Raw genomic sequence first — 16,479 nt, forward strand, 5'->3', positions numbered from 1 at the left:
GGTGACCATGGAAAATACACAAATTCAGCCAATTCATATCGAAGACGAACTTAAAGCGTCTTTTCTCGATTATTCGATGTCCGTGATTGTTTCACGGGCTCTTCCTGATGTTCGCGATGGACTTAAGCCAGTTCACCGACGGATTTTATATGCGATGAACCTTCTGAAGAACTTTCACAATCGCCCCTACCTGAAATCAGCTAGGATTGTCGGTGAAGTGATCGGTCGTTTCCACCCCCATGGTGATAGCGCTGTGTACGATGCACTCGTTCGGATGGCTCAAAACTTTTCGATGCGTTACCCCCTGGTGGATGGACAGGGTAACTTTGGTTCCGTTGATGGTGACTCGCCCGCTGCCATGCGTTACACCGAGGTACGACTCAAAAAATTGAGCGACTTGCTCCTCGAAGACATTGAAAAGGAAACGGTCGACTTTGGGCCGAACTATGACAATAAAGAAGTTGAGCCCCTGGTTCTGCCAACAAAAGTCCCGAGTCTTCTCGTTAACGGCGCAAGTGGTATTGCCGTTGGTATGGCCACAAACGTACCGCCACATAACATGACGGAAATCATCGATGCTTTGCTCGCCTTGATTGAAGATGAGGACTTAAGCTTTGATAGAATTCTTGAGATTGTTCAGGGGCCGGACTTCCCGACACGTGGAATCATCCATGGTCGAGCGGGGATCATCCAGGCAATGATGACCGGCCGTGGCTCGGTCGTTATGCGTGCTCGGGCTGAAGTGGAAGATATGAGTACCAGTGGCCGTCAGCGAATTATTGTCACCGAGCTACCCTATCAGGTCAATAAAGCGAAGCTCCTTGAAAAGATCGCTGATTTGGTTCGGAACAAGAAGATCGAAGGCATCTCGGATCTTCGGGATGAATCAGCACAGGAAGATATTCGCGTTGTAATTGAGCTTCGAAAAGGTGAGCAAGGGGAGATTATTCTCAACAACCTTTACAAGCTGACCCCACTTCAATCGACATTCGGCATCAATACGGTTGCCCTGGTGAATGGCATTCCCAAGCTCTTGAATATTAAAGAGGTCTTGGAATCTTTCTATCAACATCGTCGGGAAGTTATCATCCGACGAACCGCCTATGAGTTGAGAAAGTCAGAAGAAAAAGCGCATATTTTACTCGGTTTGAAAACCGCAGTAGAAAATGTAGATGATGTAGTCCAAACCATACGATCGGCGGCAGACAGCAAGGCTGCTCATGAACAACTAGTCGCTAAGTACGATCTCAGTGATATTCAGGCGAAAGCCATTCTAGATATGAGATTGGCTCGATTGACGGGTCTAGAACGTGACAAGATTGTTGCTGACTATCAAGAAATCATGGAAGTCATTCGCGATTTGCGAGACATCTTAGACACTCCTCAACGAGTGACCAACATCATCAAAGATGAGCTTATAGCGCTCCGCGAGGAGTTTGGAGATGAGCGCGCTACGGAAATTGTCGCTTCCGATGCGGATGAGCTAACTATGGAAGCCTTGGTTGCGGATGAAGATGTAGCCGTCACCATTACCCATGCTGGCTACATCAAACGAACCCCCATTGACGAGATCCGTGCCCAAAAACGGGGTGGCAAGGGACGTTCTGGAATGAAAACCAAAAGTGAAGACCTTGTTCATGACATCTTCATTGCTTCAAACCACCAGTCTTTGCTTTGCTTCACAAATCAGGGCCGTGTCTATGACAAGAAAGTTTACCGGATTCCAGAAGTTGCCCTTGCGGGGCGAGGGACGCACTTTGCCAACTTGATTAAACTCAACGAAGGCGAAAAAGTTGTTTCCGTTTTGCCGGTTAAAGAGTTTTCTGAAGGTACCTACGTGGTTTCTGTCACCGCAAACGGCTATGTGAAGAAAACCGATTTGATGTCCTACAACAAGTTGAGATCCAGTGGCATCATTGGTCTAAAACTTGAAGAGGGAGACCGACTGGTATCCTGTATGATTGCTTGTGACGAAGATCACCTTCTCATTGCAACAAAGCTGGGTAAGGCCATTCGATTCCCAGTGAAGGATATAAGAGCTATGGGTCGCTCAGCTCGCGGAGTCACCGGCATTAAGTTCTCCGAAGATGGTGATAATGTCATAGGCTTGACGGTTCTAAATGCAGTCGACCCGATTCTCTCGGTCTGTGAGAATGGCTATGGAAAGAGAACTCCTCTAGAAGAGTACCGAGTTCAGACGAGGGCTGGCAAAGGCATCTACACGATCAAGGTCACTGAGAGAAATGGCCCGGTCGTAGGTACACTTCAAGTTTCTCCTGATGATCACATCATGGTGATGACCTCGTCTGGTAAGGTCATGAGGTTTACCGTGGACGAAGTTGGAGTGATTGGACGATTAACCCAAGGTGTTCGCTTGATGAATGTGGATGAAGGTGAGAAGATAATCAGTCTGACCAAGATTACCATGATTGAAGGACAAGAGGTTTAATTCGTGACCCAACTAGACAAAGAGACTGTTTTGCAAGTTGCTAGGCTTGCAAAACTTGCTCTTTCTGATGACGAAGCAGAGTATTATCGCCATCAGCTCTCCCTGGTCACGTCCTATTTCTCTGCGCTAGATCAAGCCGTTGACACACTTGGTGACTCTTGGCGATCGGATATTCATAAGCCTGAGACTCCAGAGCGTCCTGATACAGTTCAGACCTCTGGAGTCTTGGATGATGTATTGCAATCAGCTCCAAAGGCTGTGGGAACGGCTTTTCAGGTGCCTAGGATCATTGAGTAGGTGGGGTTATGTTGGATCCTATAACTGCAGAAGCCTGGACCATATCGCAAAGCGTCAATCGAGATCTTATTGACCCTCTTGAAGTTGCAAAATCTTATGCAGATCGGGTTGAAATCAATCATCGCGATCTAAACACCCATATCAATTGGGACAAGGCAGCCATTATCGATGCTGCTGAGAAACAAAACGACTATATTGTGGCTGCAAAAAAAGCCAAGAAGCTGCTGCCCTTAGCTGGAGTACCAATTGTCGTCAAAGACAATTTGATGACCAAAGGGACAACAGTCACCTGTGGCTCTAAATTCCTTAAGTCCTACAGAAGTCCTTACGACGCTACGGTTATTGAAAAACTAAGAGCCGCTGGAGCTATTTTCATGGGTCGAGCTAATATGGACGAGTTTGCTATGGGCTCGTCCAATGAAAACTCCGCTTGGGGCCCAGTTAAAAATCCAGTCAATAAATCACACGTTCCTGGTGGGTCTTCCGGTGGATCAGCAGCAGCAGTTGCTGCGCACTTAGCCCCCCTTGCCCTAGGGACAGACACAGGAGGTAGCATTCGGCAACCAGCTAGCTTCTGTGGTGTAGTTGGAATGAAACCTAGCTATGGTCGTGTTAGCCGCTATGGCCTAGTTGCTTTTGGCTCTTCTTTGGATCAAGTTGGTCCTATTGCGACAACGGTCCGGGACGCAGCCCTTTTGTACGATGTCATCGCAGGCCACGATCCTAAAGATTCAAGTTCCGCAAATCGGCCCATAGAACCGATACATGGTTTGGTAAATCGCTGGCAAGACCTGGAAGGCCATCGCATCGGAATTATCGAAGAATGTTTTGATGATGGCTTACAGGACGACGTCAAGGTGAAAGTCCAGCAGGCGATTGAGACTATGCGTCGCGCAGGAGCTGAAATCAAAACTGTCAGCCTACCCCATCTAAAGTATAGCGTTGCATGTTACTACGTTCTTGCTACCGCCGAGGTTTCTTCGAATCTCTCTCGATTTGATGGAGTTCGTTTCGGTGAACGGCAGGACCACGAAAGTCTTGAGCAGATGTACCTTGCATCTCGCTCTGAAGGTTTTGGCAAAGAAGTGAAGCAGCGAATAATGCTGGGAACCTTTGGGTTGTCGTCCGGCTACTATAATGCCTACTATGACAAGGCTACAAGGGTTCGAGAATTGATTCGACAGGATTTTCAGAATGTCTTTGATTCTGGTATCGATATCTTAGTGTCGCCCACGGCTCCTACTACTGCTTTTGAGCTTGGCAAGAAAACACGAGACTCCTTAGCCATGTACCTCAGTGATGTGTATACCATTGGCGCGAACCTGTCCGGGATTCCCGCGATCTCTGTACCTTGTGGTACAGATCAAAAAGGCTTGCCGATTGCAGTTCAGCTTATGACCCCAATGTTTCGAGAAGATCTGCTGTTTAAAGGAGCCTACGTTTATGAACAGTCAAGAGCCTGAAGGGCTTGGCTTCTTAGATCATCCCTTGATGCAACGCTTTGAGCCGGTAATCGGACTAGAAGTTCATTGTCAGCTGGCAACGAAGAGTAAGTTATTTTGCAATTGCTCCACGGAATTTGGAGCAGGGGCCAACCATAACACATGCCCCGTTTGCCTAGGACTACCAGGCACATTACCTGTACTTAACAGGCAAGCAGTGGACTATGCGGTGGCTATGGGTTTAGCGATCGAAGGCTCTATTCAAGAGACCAGTGTCTTTGCTAGGAAACAGTACTTTTATCCCGATCTACCAAAAGGCTATCAGATATCACAGTATGACCTCCCCTATTGCCTAGGTGGGGCTATTCGCCTAGACAGTGGATACGAAATACAGCTGACAAGAATCCATATCGAAGAGGATGCGGGAAAGAATGTTCATGGAGATAATGCCAGCTATGTGGATTTGAATCGGGCAGGTATTCCCTTAATTGAAATAGTGAGCGAGCCTGTTATTCGCACACCGCAAGAAGCTGTGGAGTACTTGAAGAAGCTGCGAACAATGGCACGATATTTAGAAATATCCGATGGAAATATGGAAGAAGGTTCGTTTCGCTGTGATGCAAATGTATCAGTACGTGCTCGTGGTCAATCGCAGCTAGGCACACGTACAGAGATCAAGAATCTGAACTCATTTAAGAGCATTGAACGGGCCATTACTTATGAGATTTTTAGGCAAATCGATGTGATTGATGCTGGAGATCGGGTGATCCAACAGACCCTTCTGTTCGATACCGCCTTAGGTAAAACCCAAGCCCTTCGTTCGAAGGAAGATAGTCACGACTACCGCTACTTTCCAGATCCTGACTTAGGCTGTCTTATGCTTTCGAAGGAACGGATAGATAAAATCAGAGACAATCTACCAGAGCTTCCAGAAGCTAAAGCCCAGCGATTTCAGGACCAATTCTCTTTAAGCTCTTACGATGCGACGCAATTAACTACTGAGAAGGGTCTTGCGACATATTTTGAAGAAGTCGTTAGCCAGGCAGGCAATGGGGTGGCACCCAAGCTAGCTGCAAATTGGACTCTCACCGAGGTGCTGCGCGTACTTTCTGAAAACGACCTAGAAATCGAGGCAAGCCCCATTTCCCCTACTCAACTCGCGGAATTGCTAAACCTCATCAGCGATGGAACCATATCTGGCAAAATTGCAAAGAGGGTGTTCGAACTAATGTTGAGTCGGACAGAAAACCCTAAGAAAATTGTAGAACAAGAGGGGCTCGTTCAGATTTCGGACGAATCGAAGATTCAGTCAGTGATAAAAGAGATCTTGGATAAAAATGGCGCTCAGGTCGAAGAGTACCTTTCAGGAAAAGATAAGGTTTTGGGGTTTTTCGTAGGTCAGGTGATGAAGGCTTTTCAAGGTAAATGCAATCCTAGCTTAGTCAATAAAATCTTAAAAGATCAGCTTAATGACAGACGTAAATAAGACCAATACTCCCTGGGTAACTGAATGCCTTGAGGACGGATTTTTTAGCCACTGTTATTTAGCAACTGGGGCCTTTGGATCGAAGCCTCAGGTGTCAAATCTTGCAAGAAATCTAAGCACGGGAAGAATTTTTGACCTAGCTTCACTCACTAAAGCCCTTGTGACAGCTCCTCTAGTATACTTCTATTGCACCAAGGGTTGCTTAAGCATTGATCAGCGGTTTTCGTACTACCTTCCTCATCTTCTGCCACAACCATTCGATCGAATGACAATCCATGATCTGTTGGCTCACAGATCCGGCTTGCCACCTTGGAGGAATTTCTGGATCAATCGTCTCGATACGAGTAGCCCGCGATTTATGCAGAGGAAGGAACGTCTAGACTTGGTCTCAGATGTTCTGAAGCGGGTTGATTTAAAGCCCGAGGCTGGTGAAGCATACAGTGATATAGGGTTCATCGCCCTAGGGATCCTGTTAGAAAAGATTATGGCTAAAGATCTCAACGAAGCTTTTATGGAATTTTGCGAGCAGGAATTGGCTTATTCATCTGACGAATGGGGGTTTGCTCCTGATATCGTTTCACAAGACTTTATTTCCACAGGAACGTGCGCCTTGAGGAAGAGGGCTCTAGTGGGAGAAGTCCATGATGAAAACTGTGCGGCGCTCGGATCAATTGCGGGGCATGCTGGGCTATTTTCGTCGGGAAATGCTCTGCTAGGGTACTTGGAGTCACTGAGTAGACATCCTAAGATGAGCCGGTTCTTAAGTTTGAATGCTCAGGCGGCCATGGATGGTCATCCAATGTTTGGTCTGCGTGTTGGAGATGATCCTAGCTCAAGCCCTTTTGGAAATGGGCATGCAATTGGCCACTTGGGATTTACAGGGACTGCCTTCTGGCTGGATTGGAATCGACAGATCTATGGGCTTGTGCTAAGCAATCGAGTCGTATCAGGGAGAGTGAATCCTCGCATTAAGACTTTCAGAAAAGAGGCTTTTAGCTTTTTACAAAGCATACATCATGACTCATAAATTCAAAATTGCCATAGTAGGTGACGGTATCTCGGGCTTGTCCACCGCTCGTAGCTTGAAACTCCGATCACCACAATCAGAAATCACCCTGATTCGAAATCCTAAAAAACATCCCCGAGCTTCGGATGCGGCCCAGGGCGTGGTTTGCAACAAGGGTTTATTGTTCCCTCGAATGCCACTTTTCGAAGCAAAATTGAAAAGCTTGGCATGGGTAAAAAAGTGGTTGAAAGATATCGAGTCCCTTTCTGGCAAGACCATTCCCAAAGACTTTTCAGCAGTTTGCGAGCCATATTTTGATCTCGAACAGTTCCAAAAATTGGTCAAGCGAGTTTACAAAGGCAATTTCTGGGGTTGCTTTCAAACAGAGCATTACAGAGGCTCCTTTGCTAGCTGGACATTGCCGATGGAAGGTTATCTAAAATATCCTTCGGAAGGCTGGTTCCATTGCCCTTCGGCTCTTGAAGCGATTCGCTTCCTCCTTTCGAATGAAGGCTGCCGATTTATAGATGAGTCCGTCGATCGCATCAGTCTCCGAGGTGCAGACCTAGATTTGTGGATGAATGGCGAGCCTCATGCATTTGATCGAGTAATTTTGGCTGCAGGCTTTGATACCTTGGCCCTTTGTGATCGTTCCAACATTTCCTTTCCTTTTCTCAAAGACGTCTGCGGCCATACCCTATCCTGCCGTTCAAAAAGAGATTTGGGACAATCTATAGTTGTATCGGGTACTAAAAGTTTGATCGTTCGTAACCATGAATTTTTTGTCGGTAGTTCATCAAGAAGAGGGCAAAACTTATCTTCAAAGGAGCTCGTAGAAAGCATTGGCGAGCTAGAGGACTATGGGAGAACTTTAATCCAAGATTTCGATATGGTTCGATCTGGAACTAGTCCTATTTGGGGGGTGCGATCATGCACAAAAGATAGAATGCCTTACTTTGGTTCGATCCCAGAAGAGGGCTGGGCTGGAAAACTATTTTCCATTGGCGGTATGTATAAAAATGGACTTCAGTTAGGTCCCTATCTTGGAGAAGCACTCGCCGCTTTAGTTACCGCACAAGATATCCCAAAGCTAGCAGAAAATTTTCGACTTGAGCGCTTCTACCCAGACTGAGCAACGATGTGTGTTCCAAACGTCAAAAGCCCCTAGAATGCAAAGTATGCAGAGAAAAACATTTCTAGACCTATGCTACCTTTGTCGTGCCCGATTGCTTGGCGAACATCGTCTTCAGCCGTGACCCCTCCCCCAAGATTAGTATCTATTTGACTATCCGTAGCTGTGATGGAGTCAGACACCGATGCAGTAAGGGGTATCAACAGAGATGTACCCGCTTGCACACCAATGGGATCAAAGTAGAAATTGATATTGATGTTGGTTCTTAGAGAAATTGTTGTTGCAGTAGAACTTGCTTCGTAAATCCTAACCGATTCCTCTGAGCTGTCTGACTTTTGATCAGTCGTCATTGTTAAGGCAGCGCTATCGATATCAAGTCCATTGCCAAAGTCTAAAGACATTGAACCGTAGTCGAGAATTAAATAATTGAAGTCAAAGTAGAATCCCGTTGCCGAGGCATTAAGGGTCGTTTCAGCGTATAAACTGCGATCCCCAGTATAGTTTGCCTTAATCGTGAAGCCCTTGTACTCCCTCATCCGAACTCCGACAGCGGCTTTCGAACCAAAAATACCAAAGCCGAACTCAGCACCAAAGCCCAACAGCGATAGGCTGGAGACCCTGTCGGCGTCCCATAAAGTGTTGACAGTATTCCCATCGGGATCGAGGTAGCTGATAACGTTATAAACCGATGGGGTTAATGGAGTTAGGATATAGCCCAACTTGAAATTGGTAGCACCCTTGGGCTCCGTGCTTGTTGCTCCTGATGCGTCTGCTGTTTGAGTCACAGCTCCGTCGGCATTTTTGAGTTTTACTGTCATGCCCTTTTTGATCTTCTTGAAGACCTTGCGTTTCTTCACTTTCATAAGGGACTTTGTCTTTTTGGCTTTTTGAATTGTGCCACAATAGACTTCGGTATCTTCATCATCGTATACACACGCTTCAGAATCTTTGGTGAAGCCATTATTCTTGCCTTCGGAAATAACGATCTTCTTACTTTTTTTCAGTTTTTTTGTGACCTCAGCACTATAGGCTGAAAATCCGCACAAGACAGATATAAGAAAAATTATTTGCTTCATCTAAAGTACCTTTTTTATCTTGGCGTGAATCCAGTCTTGGCTCGTAATAACCCAAGGTGGATAAGGAAGATTTGATTTGTAGTGAATCTGAATGGACTCAAATATCACCGTAATATCGTAATTCCCGGGATCGAGGCTTTTATAGGGTTCCTCCGGTATGATGAATGTTGAATTTTCATATAGCAAAGAGCAATACAGAGCTCGATTACGGGCGAATGGGTCTTTGATTTCAACATGAACAAAATTAATCTGACCCGGAAAGATCGCATTCAAGTTGAATTCAGGAGCCTCTTCCCCGACTTCGTAACTAGGAAGTGTTCCCAGAAGATCGCGGTTTCCTAGGCTAGCTTCCCCTTGACTGGTTTTGATTGACAGATCTTCGATATGTCCGGGGGGAAAAGTAGTAAATTCATAGGCTAAGTCTTCCCATTGGAAGTTCCACTGCCAGTTTTTAAGCCTTTCAACCGAGGAGAAGAAGTGCTTTAGTCTTGTTTCAAAAAAGCTGTGTTGCTTAGCAGGCCCTATCGCGTAGCCATCCGTTGAAAGTGAACGTAAGCCATGGAGCGGACGCTTTTCTCCATCATCCAAGGATCGATTCCGAGTGAAATTGAAGTTTTGTTCAATTGGTTGCTTAGCCTGGCAGGTTATACCTTCTTCAACGGGATACTTTCCCAGCAATTCGTTTCTTAGTTCAAGAAGTGAGGTTTCTCCTGAACTTAGGAAGGTATAAGTCTCTCCTGATTGGCGTGGTGCATTATAATTGTGAAAGATGATGTGGTCTGTGGCCTGATCGCTGAGGCTTAGTCGTTCTTTGAGGACGATGTAAGCAGCACTGGCGACAGTAAGACTTTTTGGCCACACCATGAGTTTGAAGGTGTACGGCACGCTGGGGTCCAGACCAGGAATGAAAATTAGAGGGCTCAAATTGCCTTCGGGGCACTGAACGTATTTAGGGGCAGTGGCTTGTGGCTCTTGATTGAGGTCGTCAGCCCAGTACTCCACACCACAGCTATAGGAGTTTGTCAGTTGAAAGCTGAGATCTCCACCAGTCTGGGCTGCTGATCGATCGAACTTAATACTACCTTTCACCAGGAATTGATAAACGTTGGGGGCCTGATGGGTACTCCTCAGCTGATTAGGCTGGAACTTACAGGACGCGACCATGGCTACGCCAATTACTAGACTCAAAAGACGTGGTGATCCCTTAGCTTTAGACATAGTCAGCCTGCCGAGAAAATGAGCGAGTTGGATTCTTCCTCTATTTTAACAACAAGTGGGTCAACCGTGTAGGGAGGTGCCAAAAAAGTTTGGCCAGATTGATCAAGGAAACTTACTTGACCTACCTGAGATGCTTAGGTAGGATACACTCCCGTCCACATAGACTGTACCAATCTGGATATAAGCATCTAAAATCGTTAATAATTTATGGAATTTACGAGATGGGTCGGCGTCATCGCACCAAGTTTATTTTTGTTACGGGCGGCGTAGTCTCTTCACTTGGCAAAGGCATTGTCGGAGCTAGCGTGGGAGCATTACTAGAAAATCGGGGTTTAAAGGTTAGCCTGACAAAGGTTGATCCCTATCTCAATGTGGATCCAGGAACCATGAGTCCTTTTCAGCATGGTGAAGTTTTTGTCACCGATGATGGAGCGGAAACAGATCTCGATATAGGACACTACGAGCGCTATACCTCAGCTCGACTCACCCGGGCTAACAGCTTTTCCACAGGGCAGGTTTATGACACCGTCCTTTCTAAAGAGCGTCGAGGCGACTACTTAGGCGGCACGGTCCAAGTTATTCCTCATGTCACCGATCAGATTAAGCAAAATATCTATGCCTCTTCCGAGGGTGCTGATGTTGGCATTATCGAGATCGGGGGGACTGTAGGGGATATTGAGAGTTTGCCGTTTTTAGAGGCGATTCGCCAGATTCAGTACGATCTCGGTGAAGAGAATGTGCTCTACCTTCACCTCACCCTGGTTCCTTATATAGGGGCCGCCCACGAATTAAAGACCAAACCAACCCAGCATTCGGTTAAAGAGCTGCGGCAAATTGGAATCCAGCCGCATATTCTGGTGTGTCGCGCAGATCGCCCGCTACCCGAAGAGCTTAAGCACAAGATTGGCCTATTTTGTAATGTGAAAGCAGAATGTGTAGTCGATGCCTGTGATGTGGATAATATCTACAAGGTTCCTCTGTATCTTCACAACCAAGGCCTGGATCAGCTGATCGTGGATCATCTTAATATCTGGACCAGGAACCCTGATCTTCTTGAATGGAAACAAATTGAGGACGCCCTTGATCATCCACGCACTACATGTAAAGTGGCGATCGTGGGTAAGTACACGGATGTAATCGACTCCTACAAGAGTATCAATGAATCATTGGTTCACTCAGGGATCGCCAACCGAGCAAAGATTGAAGTCGAATACGTAGACGCTACTGAAATCAATTCAGACAACGTAGCTGAAGCTCTCGACGCCTTCGACGGGGTTATTGTACCCGGCGGCTTTGGAAATCGCGGTACCGAAGGTAAAATCGAAGCCATTCGGCACCTACGTGAAAGTAAAAAGCCATTTCTTGGAATTTGTCTTGGCATGCAGCTCGCTGCTGTGGAGTTTGCTAGAAATGCTTTGGGATTGTCTAACGCTCACAGTGTGGAGTTAAACCCCAACACTGAATATCCCATCATCCATTTGATGGAAGAACAGAAAGATGTGGAAGAGCTTGGTGGAACGATGAGGCTTGGAGCTTATCCATGTACAATTACGTCCGGTTCCAAAGCTATGGAAGCTTATAAAAAAGAGCAAATTTCAGAGCGTCATCGCCATCGCTACGAATTCAATAATGACTTCCGCGACGGCTTCCGAGAAAAAGGAATGGTGTTTAGTGGCATGAGCCCTGATGAAACCCTTGTGGAAATGATTGAGCTCCAAGACCACCCCTGGTTTGTGGGTTGCCAGTTTCACCCAGAACTCAAGAGTTCTCCTATGGAGCCGCATCCCTTATTCCGAGACTTTGTACGAGCCAGTATTGAAGCCAGGAAGGATGAGCATGGCCGTTAATCGCGACGCGATCGTGGCTTGGGGCCGAGAGACCATTCGAGCGGAAATTGAATCTCTAAAGCAAACAACGGATGTCTTGGATGGTAGTTTCACTGATGCCGTGGAAGCTATCCTGCGCTCAGAAGGAAAGGTCGTGGTGGCAGGACTCGGGAAATCGGGGCACGTTGGCCGCAAACTTAGCGCGACCCTTGCATCCACGGGAACTTCGTCTTTCTTCCTCCATCCAGCAGAAGCCCTCCACGGCGATCTTGGAATGATGGACGCAGGAGATATCCTATTGGCCATCGCCTTCGGTGGGGAGACCATGGAAACTGTAGAAGTTGCCAAGGCGGCCAGGCGCAACGGGCAAACCATCATCGCGATCACGGGAAAGTTGGAGTCAACTCTGGCGAGCTTGGCTGACATTGTCTTGGATGGCGGTGTAGTGAGTGAGGCATGCCCTTTGAACTTAGCTCCTACAAGCTCCACAACCGTTGCCATGGCAATTGGTGATGCCCTAGCGGTATCGTTAATGAAGGCGCGAGGGTTTCGTGAGGAGGACTTTGCTGCGTTTCATCCGGGTGGGAGCTTAGGAAGGAAGCTCTCCCTTGTGAAAGACCACATTCGGTGTCTACCCCTGAAACTTAGCTTGGATGATGGCTTCCATCGCATCCTTGAGGTGATCACACAGCAAAACTTCGGTATTGCGGGCGTGTTTGATGCCGAGGGTTCCCTTGTGGGAGCCATTAGCGACGGTGATCTCAGGCGGGCCCTCATCGATCGTGAGTCCAATGTTTTTACGGCCACGGCCAAAGACTTTGTTCGTGGTAAGCCAAAATCGATTCTCGATCATACTCTCGCGGTTGATGCTGTGAACTTCATGGAACAGCAAAACGTTTCCAGTCTATTTGTCCAAGATGATCAAGGCGTCACCCTAGGTTTGATCCGCATGTACGATCTGCTTGCTGCAAAAATAGTTTAACGACTATAGTAGAGACTGAACAGACAGGGGCATCGTGCCCCTTTAGCTTAAGGTCTTGTGTGTGGGCAAAAATGTCGTTACGGTTATATTTCTAGTCATAAGCAGTTTGGCTCTCTGGGTCTTTTTAAGTCGAGAGGATCGCACGTTGCGGGACCAAGTGGACCCCGATGCGAAGCAGCCTCGTATCATCCTCGAAGAATTCACCTTGTATCGCTACAAGAAGCACGAAGTCCAGTCGACACTGACGGGGCGTATGGCTCACTTCCGTGAGCCAAATATCCTAGAAGTCTATGGGGATATCCGCGGCTTGCGGCATAATACAGAAAAGCGGGAGCACTTTGCTGCTGAGTCCGCTACGGTGTATTTCAATTCGAACGGCATTGTTCAGCTTATGAAAAATAGCGAAGTAAAACGCTGTGAAGTCGAGAATAATGTTCAAGTCGGGTCTCGGGATAGTGTGATCCAAACCCAATACGCACAGTACTTCGGTGCTGAGCAAATCCTTCGTTCGGATGTGCCGGTACAGTTTACCGGGCCTAACAGTCAATTTGCCGGTCAGGGCGGATTCCAATACGATATCAAGACCGAGGATCTCGACCTAATTGGCCCCATAGAAGGAACTCTGCAAAGTGAAGCGATTCCCAATCTTTAATCTGTTTGTTTGCGCCTGGCTGTTATTACTAGCTCCTTTAGGTGTGGCCGACATTATCGATAGCATCGAGGATCTCGAACAAGATCAATCGAAACCTAAACCAAGGCAGCCTCCAAGACAGCCAACTCAGGAGTCGCCGAAGACCGATACAAAGCCAGCAGATGATGACAGCGACATCGATCAAGAACCCAAAAAGCCAAATAAAAAAGGCAATAAAGAGAAGGCAGCCAAGTCTCCTATTAAGCTAAAAAGTGATGGTCGTTCTACCTACACCAAGAATGGTGGCATCATAGTGATGCGGAAGAATGTTGTGATCACTCAAGATGAACTAAGACTCCAGGCCGATCAGGCGAAAATTTTTGTCGATCCGAAGAAAAAAGATGACTCGGTTGAGAAAGTTGAAATTGAAGGCCAGGTGAAAATGTCCAAGTTTTCTGAAGACCCTACAGAACGAGTGACAGCTCATGGTGACCGTGCAATTTTTATCAACCAGACTCAGATTGTACAACTCATTGGCAATGCTCGCTTGTATAAGGGCGGTCATCTGATCCGTGGCAAAAAGATCGTCTACGATGTACAAACGGGTCTGATTACGGTAGACCAAGCTCAGGGAGTCGTTCAACCAGAGGAGGCCCAATAGTTTGGCGGAGCCCCTAAAACTCGAAGCAGTCGAGCTAAGAAAATCTTTTAAGTCGCGGGAAGTTGTTAAGTCTGTAAGCTTTGAGATCCGTGAGCAGGAAGTTGTAGGCCTTCTGGGCCCAAATGGTGCTGGTAAGACCACCAGCTTCTATATGGTGGTTGGCTTGCTTTATCCCAATTCAGGCAAGGTCTTGATGGGGGGGCGTGATATCACGAAGCTACCGATGCACATTCGAGCCCGTCGGGGTATTTCTTACTTACCTCAGAATATGTCGATCTTTCGCAAGATGAGTGTTGAAGATAACTTTAAATCGGTTATGGAAGTTGTGGGTGTTCCTGCCCATGAAAGAAAAAACCTGCTAGAAGAACTACTCACTAAATTTCAGATTGGTCATATTTCGAAAAGTATGGGCGCGGCTTTATCCGGGGGAGAGCGGCGGCGGGTTGAAATTGCCCGGTCTTTGATCATAAAGCCAAAATTCTTGCTCCTCGATGAACCCTTCGCGGGTATTGACCCTGTTACCGTTCAAGAAATACAGGGAATTATTCAGAAACTTAGAGATGAAGAAGGGCTGGGAGTTTTAATTACAGACCACAATGTACGAGAAACCCTAGGAGCCTGTGATCGATCTTACATACTTACCAGTGGAAATATTGTGGCTCACGGACTTCCTGATGAAATTGCGAATAATCAGGTTGTGCGAGAGGTCTACTTAGGAGAAAACTTCAGATTGTGATGCAAAAATTTTGCCACAGGTGGCCGATAAGCTAAAATAGATATGTTCCTTAAGAAGTTTGGTGTGACGTATGGCCTTTGATCTGAAACAGTCTTTAAAACTCAGTCAGCAGCTCTTGATGACCCCGCAGTTACAGCAGGCCATCAAGTTGCTCCAATTGTCTCGCCTTGAGCTAGAGGAGTTTGTCACCCAACAGCTCGCGGAAAACCCGGTCCTTGAAGAAGGTGTGGTTGAGTCTCACGAAGAAAAAATTCAAGTGGAACGTGAGGCAGAGCGTACAGAAGCCCAGGCGGTGAGCGATCACATGGCGGAAGCTGGAAAGATCGTTGATGACTCCGGCGAACGGGGTAGTGAGCAGGATTGGGAGTCCTACTTAAACCGGCCTGAGAAAGCCCCTACCCCATCGACGCAAACCGCCTCGAAAGATGACGACTTCCCCAATCATGAGAATTTATCTCGGGCGGGAACACTCAATGACTTTCTATTATCTCAGCTTGGCGAGACTGACTTGGATGAGCAGGAGCGCTCTTTGGCGATGCTTATCATTGGTAATATCGACGAGCGAGGTTATTTGCAGAGCCCTATCGAAGACCTGGCCCAAGTTGCTGGCGTCAGTGCGGATGAAGTTGAAGATATCTTGGATGTGGTTCAACGTATGGAGCCAGTCGGTGTTGGCACCCGGGATCTGAAAGAGTGTTTGCAAGTTCAGCTACGATTGGGGCGATTGCGCAATGGCATCGTCGAAAAAATTGTTGAAGACCATATACCAGACCTCGAAACTCGAAACTTTCAGGCTATCGCTAAGGCTCTGAAGATTTCCCTGGAGTCTGTGATTGAGAATGTGCAGATCATCGCGGAATTGGAGCCTGTTCCGGGGCGCCAGTTCGGTGGTATGGAAACTCAATATGTGGTTCCTGATGTCTACGTTTTCAAAGTTTCGGGCGAATGGATTGTTTCGCTAAATGAGGAAGGTTTACCCCATCTCAGGATATCGAAAGTCTACGAAGACATGATCGAGAGCATGGCTCAAGGTAGCGAAGAGAAAGAATACATCAATGACAAAATGAAGTCGGCCTCCTGGCTTATCAAAAGCATTCAACAGCGACAGAGAACCATATTAAGGGTTACCGAAAAGCTTGTTGAAAGGCAGAAAGACTTCTTTGAAAAAGGTATCGAATATCTCAAACCGATGGTTCTAAGGGATATTGCCGAAGATATCGAAATGCACGAATCGACCATCAGTCGTGTGACTAGCAATAAGTACGTGCATACGCCGCAAGGTATATTCGAGCTGAAGTACTTCTTTAACAGTTCGGTGTCTCGGGCTGGTGGCGATGATTTAGCGAGTGCCTCTGTGAAGAAGATGATCGCTGATATTATCAAGGCTGAAGATCCCAAAAAACCTTTGGCAGATCAGAAGATTGTAGATATTTTGGACGAGCGTGGCATTCAGCTGGCGCGCCGTACCGTTGCCAAATACCGAGAGCAGATGGGGATACTGCCTAGCAGCAAACGTAAAAAGTACTTTTAGGATTTA

The 16,479-nt window shown here is 46.9% G+C and carries 14 protein-coding genes; 12 read left to right on the forward strand and 2 right to left on the reverse strand.

Annotated elements, in window-relative coordinates; genetic code table 11:
* Nucleotides 1–7 precede the first annotated feature (7 nt).
* From gyrA to B9N89_RS02200, 6 genes are read left to right on the forward strand one after another with little or no spacing between them, the layout of a single operon-like run.
* A complete protein-coding gene (gene gyrA / locus B9N89_RS02175; protein ID WP_132314445.1) occupies nt 8–2,449 on the forward strand; it encodes a DNA gyrase subunit A in 2,442 nt (813 codons plus the stop codon).
* A 3-nt stretch (nt 2,450–2,452) separates the two neighbouring features.
* On the forward strand, nt 2,453–2,746 hold the full coding sequence (gene gatC, locus B9N89_RS02180; RefSeq protein ID WP_132314444.1) for an Asp-tRNA(Asn)/Glu-tRNA(Gln) amidotransferase subunit GatC: 294 nt from the start codon (nt 2,453–2,455) through the stop codon (nt 2,744–2,746).
* Nucleotides 2,747–2,754: 8 nt separating this feature from the next.
* Nucleotides 2,755–4,209 (forward strand): Asp-tRNA(Asn)/Glu-tRNA(Gln) amidotransferase subunit GatA, encoded by a 1,455-nt coding sequence (gene gatA, locus B9N89_RS02185; protein ID WP_132314443.1) that lies wholly within the window; start codon nt 2,755–2,757, stop codon nt 4,207–4,209.
* Nucleotides 4,190–5,674: an Asp-tRNA(Asn)/Glu-tRNA(Gln) amidotransferase subunit GatB gene (gatB, locus tag B9N89_RS02190; protein ID WP_200820646.1), complete on the forward strand. Its 1,485-nt coding sequence runs from the start codon at nt 4,190–4,192 to the stop codon at nt 5,672–5,674. Before gatA ends, gatB begins: the two co-directional genes overlap by 20 nt.
* Complete coding sequence (locus B9N89_RS02195) at nt 5,658–6,701, forward strand: serine hydrolase domain-containing protein (protein ID WP_132314442.1); 1,044 nt, start codon at nt 5,658–5,660, stop codon at nt 6,699–6,701. Before gatB ends, B9N89_RS02195 begins: the two co-directional genes overlap by 17 nt.
* On the forward strand, nt 6,691–7,812 hold the full coding sequence (locus B9N89_RS02200; RefSeq protein WP_132314441.1) for an NAD(P)/FAD-dependent oxidoreductase: 1,122 nt from the start codon (nt 6,691–6,693) through the stop codon (nt 7,810–7,812). The genes B9N89_RS02195 and B9N89_RS02200 overlap by 11 nt, the downstream gene beginning before the upstream one ends.
* A 32-nt stretch (nt 7,813–7,844) precedes the next feature.
* On the opposite strand, the gene B9N89_RS02205 is transcribed toward B9N89_RS02200, so the two are convergent.
* Together B9N89_RS02205 and B9N89_RS02210 are read right to left on the reverse strand one after the other, a co-directional pair.
* Nucleotides 7,845–8,888, reverse strand: a complete 1,044-nt coding sequence (locus tag B9N89_RS02205) for a hypothetical protein (RefSeq protein ID WP_132314440.1) — start codon at nt 8,886–8,888, stop codon at nt 7,845–7,847.
* Entirely contained in the window at nt 8,889–10,106 is a 1,218-nt protein-coding gene (locus tag B9N89_RS02210) for a hypothetical protein (RefSeq protein WP_132314439.1), read from the reverse strand.
* 221 nt (nt 10,107–10,327) lie between these two features.
* Between B9N89_RS02210 and B9N89_RS02215 the strand changes: the two genes are divergently transcribed.
* The 6 genes from B9N89_RS02215 to rpoN all read left to right on the forward strand — a co-directional run bounded on the left by B9N89_RS02215 (nt 10,328) and on the right by rpoN (nt 16,473).
* A complete protein-coding gene (locus B9N89_RS02215) occupies nt 10,328–11,953 on the forward strand; it encodes a CTP synthase (RefSeq protein WP_132314438.1) in 1,626 nt (541 codons plus the stop codon).
* A complete protein-coding gene (locus B9N89_RS02220; RefSeq protein WP_159455083.1) occupies nt 11,943–12,914 on the forward strand; it encodes a KpsF/GutQ family sugar-phosphate isomerase in 972 nt (323 codons plus the stop codon). The genes B9N89_RS02215 and B9N89_RS02220 overlap by 11 nt, the downstream gene beginning before the upstream one ends.
* 61 nt (nt 12,915–12,975) lie before the next feature.
* Nucleotides 12,976–13,566, forward strand: coding sequence for an LPS export ABC transporter periplasmic protein LptC (gene lptC / locus B9N89_RS02225; RefSeq protein WP_165931677.1), 591 nt, complete (start codon nt 12,976–12,978; stop codon nt 13,564–13,566).
* Nucleotides 13,544–14,206 carry a lipopolysaccharide transport periplasmic protein LptA gene (gene lptA, locus B9N89_RS02230; protein WP_132314435.1) on the forward strand — a complete coding sequence of 221 codons (663 nt, stop codon included), beginning with the start codon at nt 13,544–13,546 and terminating at the stop codon, nt 14,204–14,206. Before lptC ends, lptA begins: the two co-directional genes overlap by 23 nt.
* Nucleotide 14,207: 1 nt before the next feature.
* Nucleotides 14,208–14,942: an LPS export ABC transporter ATP-binding protein gene (lptB, locus tag B9N89_RS02235; RefSeq protein ID WP_132314434.1), complete on the forward strand. Its 735-nt coding sequence runs from the start codon at nt 14,208–14,210 to the stop codon at nt 14,940–14,942.
* 70 nt (nt 14,943–15,012) lie between these two features.
* Complete coding sequence (rpoN, locus tag B9N89_RS02240) at nt 15,013–16,473, forward strand: RNA polymerase factor sigma-54 (protein WP_132314433.1); 1,461 nt, start codon at nt 15,013–15,015, stop codon at nt 16,471–16,473.
* The last annotated feature ends 6 nt before the right edge of the window (nt 16,474–16,479 follow it).

The organism is Pseudobacteriovorax antillogorgiicola (assembly GCF_900177345.1).
Classification (GTDB): domain Bacteria; phylum Bdellovibrionota_B; class Oligoflexia; order Oligoflexales; family Oligoflexaceae; genus Pseudobacteriovorax; species Pseudobacteriovorax antillogorgiicola.

What these genes read in the sequence shown, in the direction of transcription:
- gyrA (WP_132314445.1), top strand. Translation starts at nt 8, where the DNA reads ATGGAAAATACACAAATTCAGCCAATTCATATCGAAGACGAACTTAAA.
- gatA (WP_132314443.1), top strand. Translation starts at nt 2,755, where the DNA reads ATGTTGGATCCTATAACTGCAGAAGCCTGGACCATATCGCAAAGCGTC.
- gatB (WP_200820646.1), top strand. Translation starts at nt 4,190, where the DNA reads ATGAACAGTCAAGAGCCTGAAGGGCTTGGCTTCTTAGATCATCCCTTG.
- B9N89_RS02195 (WP_132314442.1), top strand. Translation starts at nt 5,658, where the DNA reads ATGACAGACGTAAATAAGACCAATACTCCCTGGGTAACTGAATGCCTT.
- B9N89_RS02200 (WP_132314441.1), top strand. Translation starts at nt 6,691, where the DNA reads ATGACTCATAAATTCAAAATTGCCATAGTAGGTGACGGTATCTCGGGC.
- B9N89_RS02205 (WP_132314440.1), bottom strand. Translation starts at nt 8,888, where the DNA reads ATGAAGCAAATAATTTTTCTTATATCTGTCTTGTGCGGATTTTCAGCC.
- B9N89_RS02210 (WP_132314439.1), bottom strand. Translation starts at nt 10,106, where the DNA reads ATGTCTAAAGCTAAGGGATCACCACGTCTTTTGAGTCTAGTAATTGGC.
- B9N89_RS02215 (WP_132314438.1), top strand. Translation starts at nt 10,328, where the DNA reads ATGGGTCGGCGTCATCGCACCAAGTTTATTTTTGTTACGGGCGGCGTA.
- B9N89_RS02220 (WP_159455083.1), top strand. Translation starts at nt 11,943, where the DNA reads ATGGCCGTTAATCGCGACGCGATCGTGGCTTGGGGCCGAGAGACCATT.
- rpoN (WP_132314433.1), top strand. Translation starts at nt 15,013, where the DNA reads ATGGCCTTTGATCTGAAACAGTCTTTAAAACTCAGTCAGCAGCTCTTG.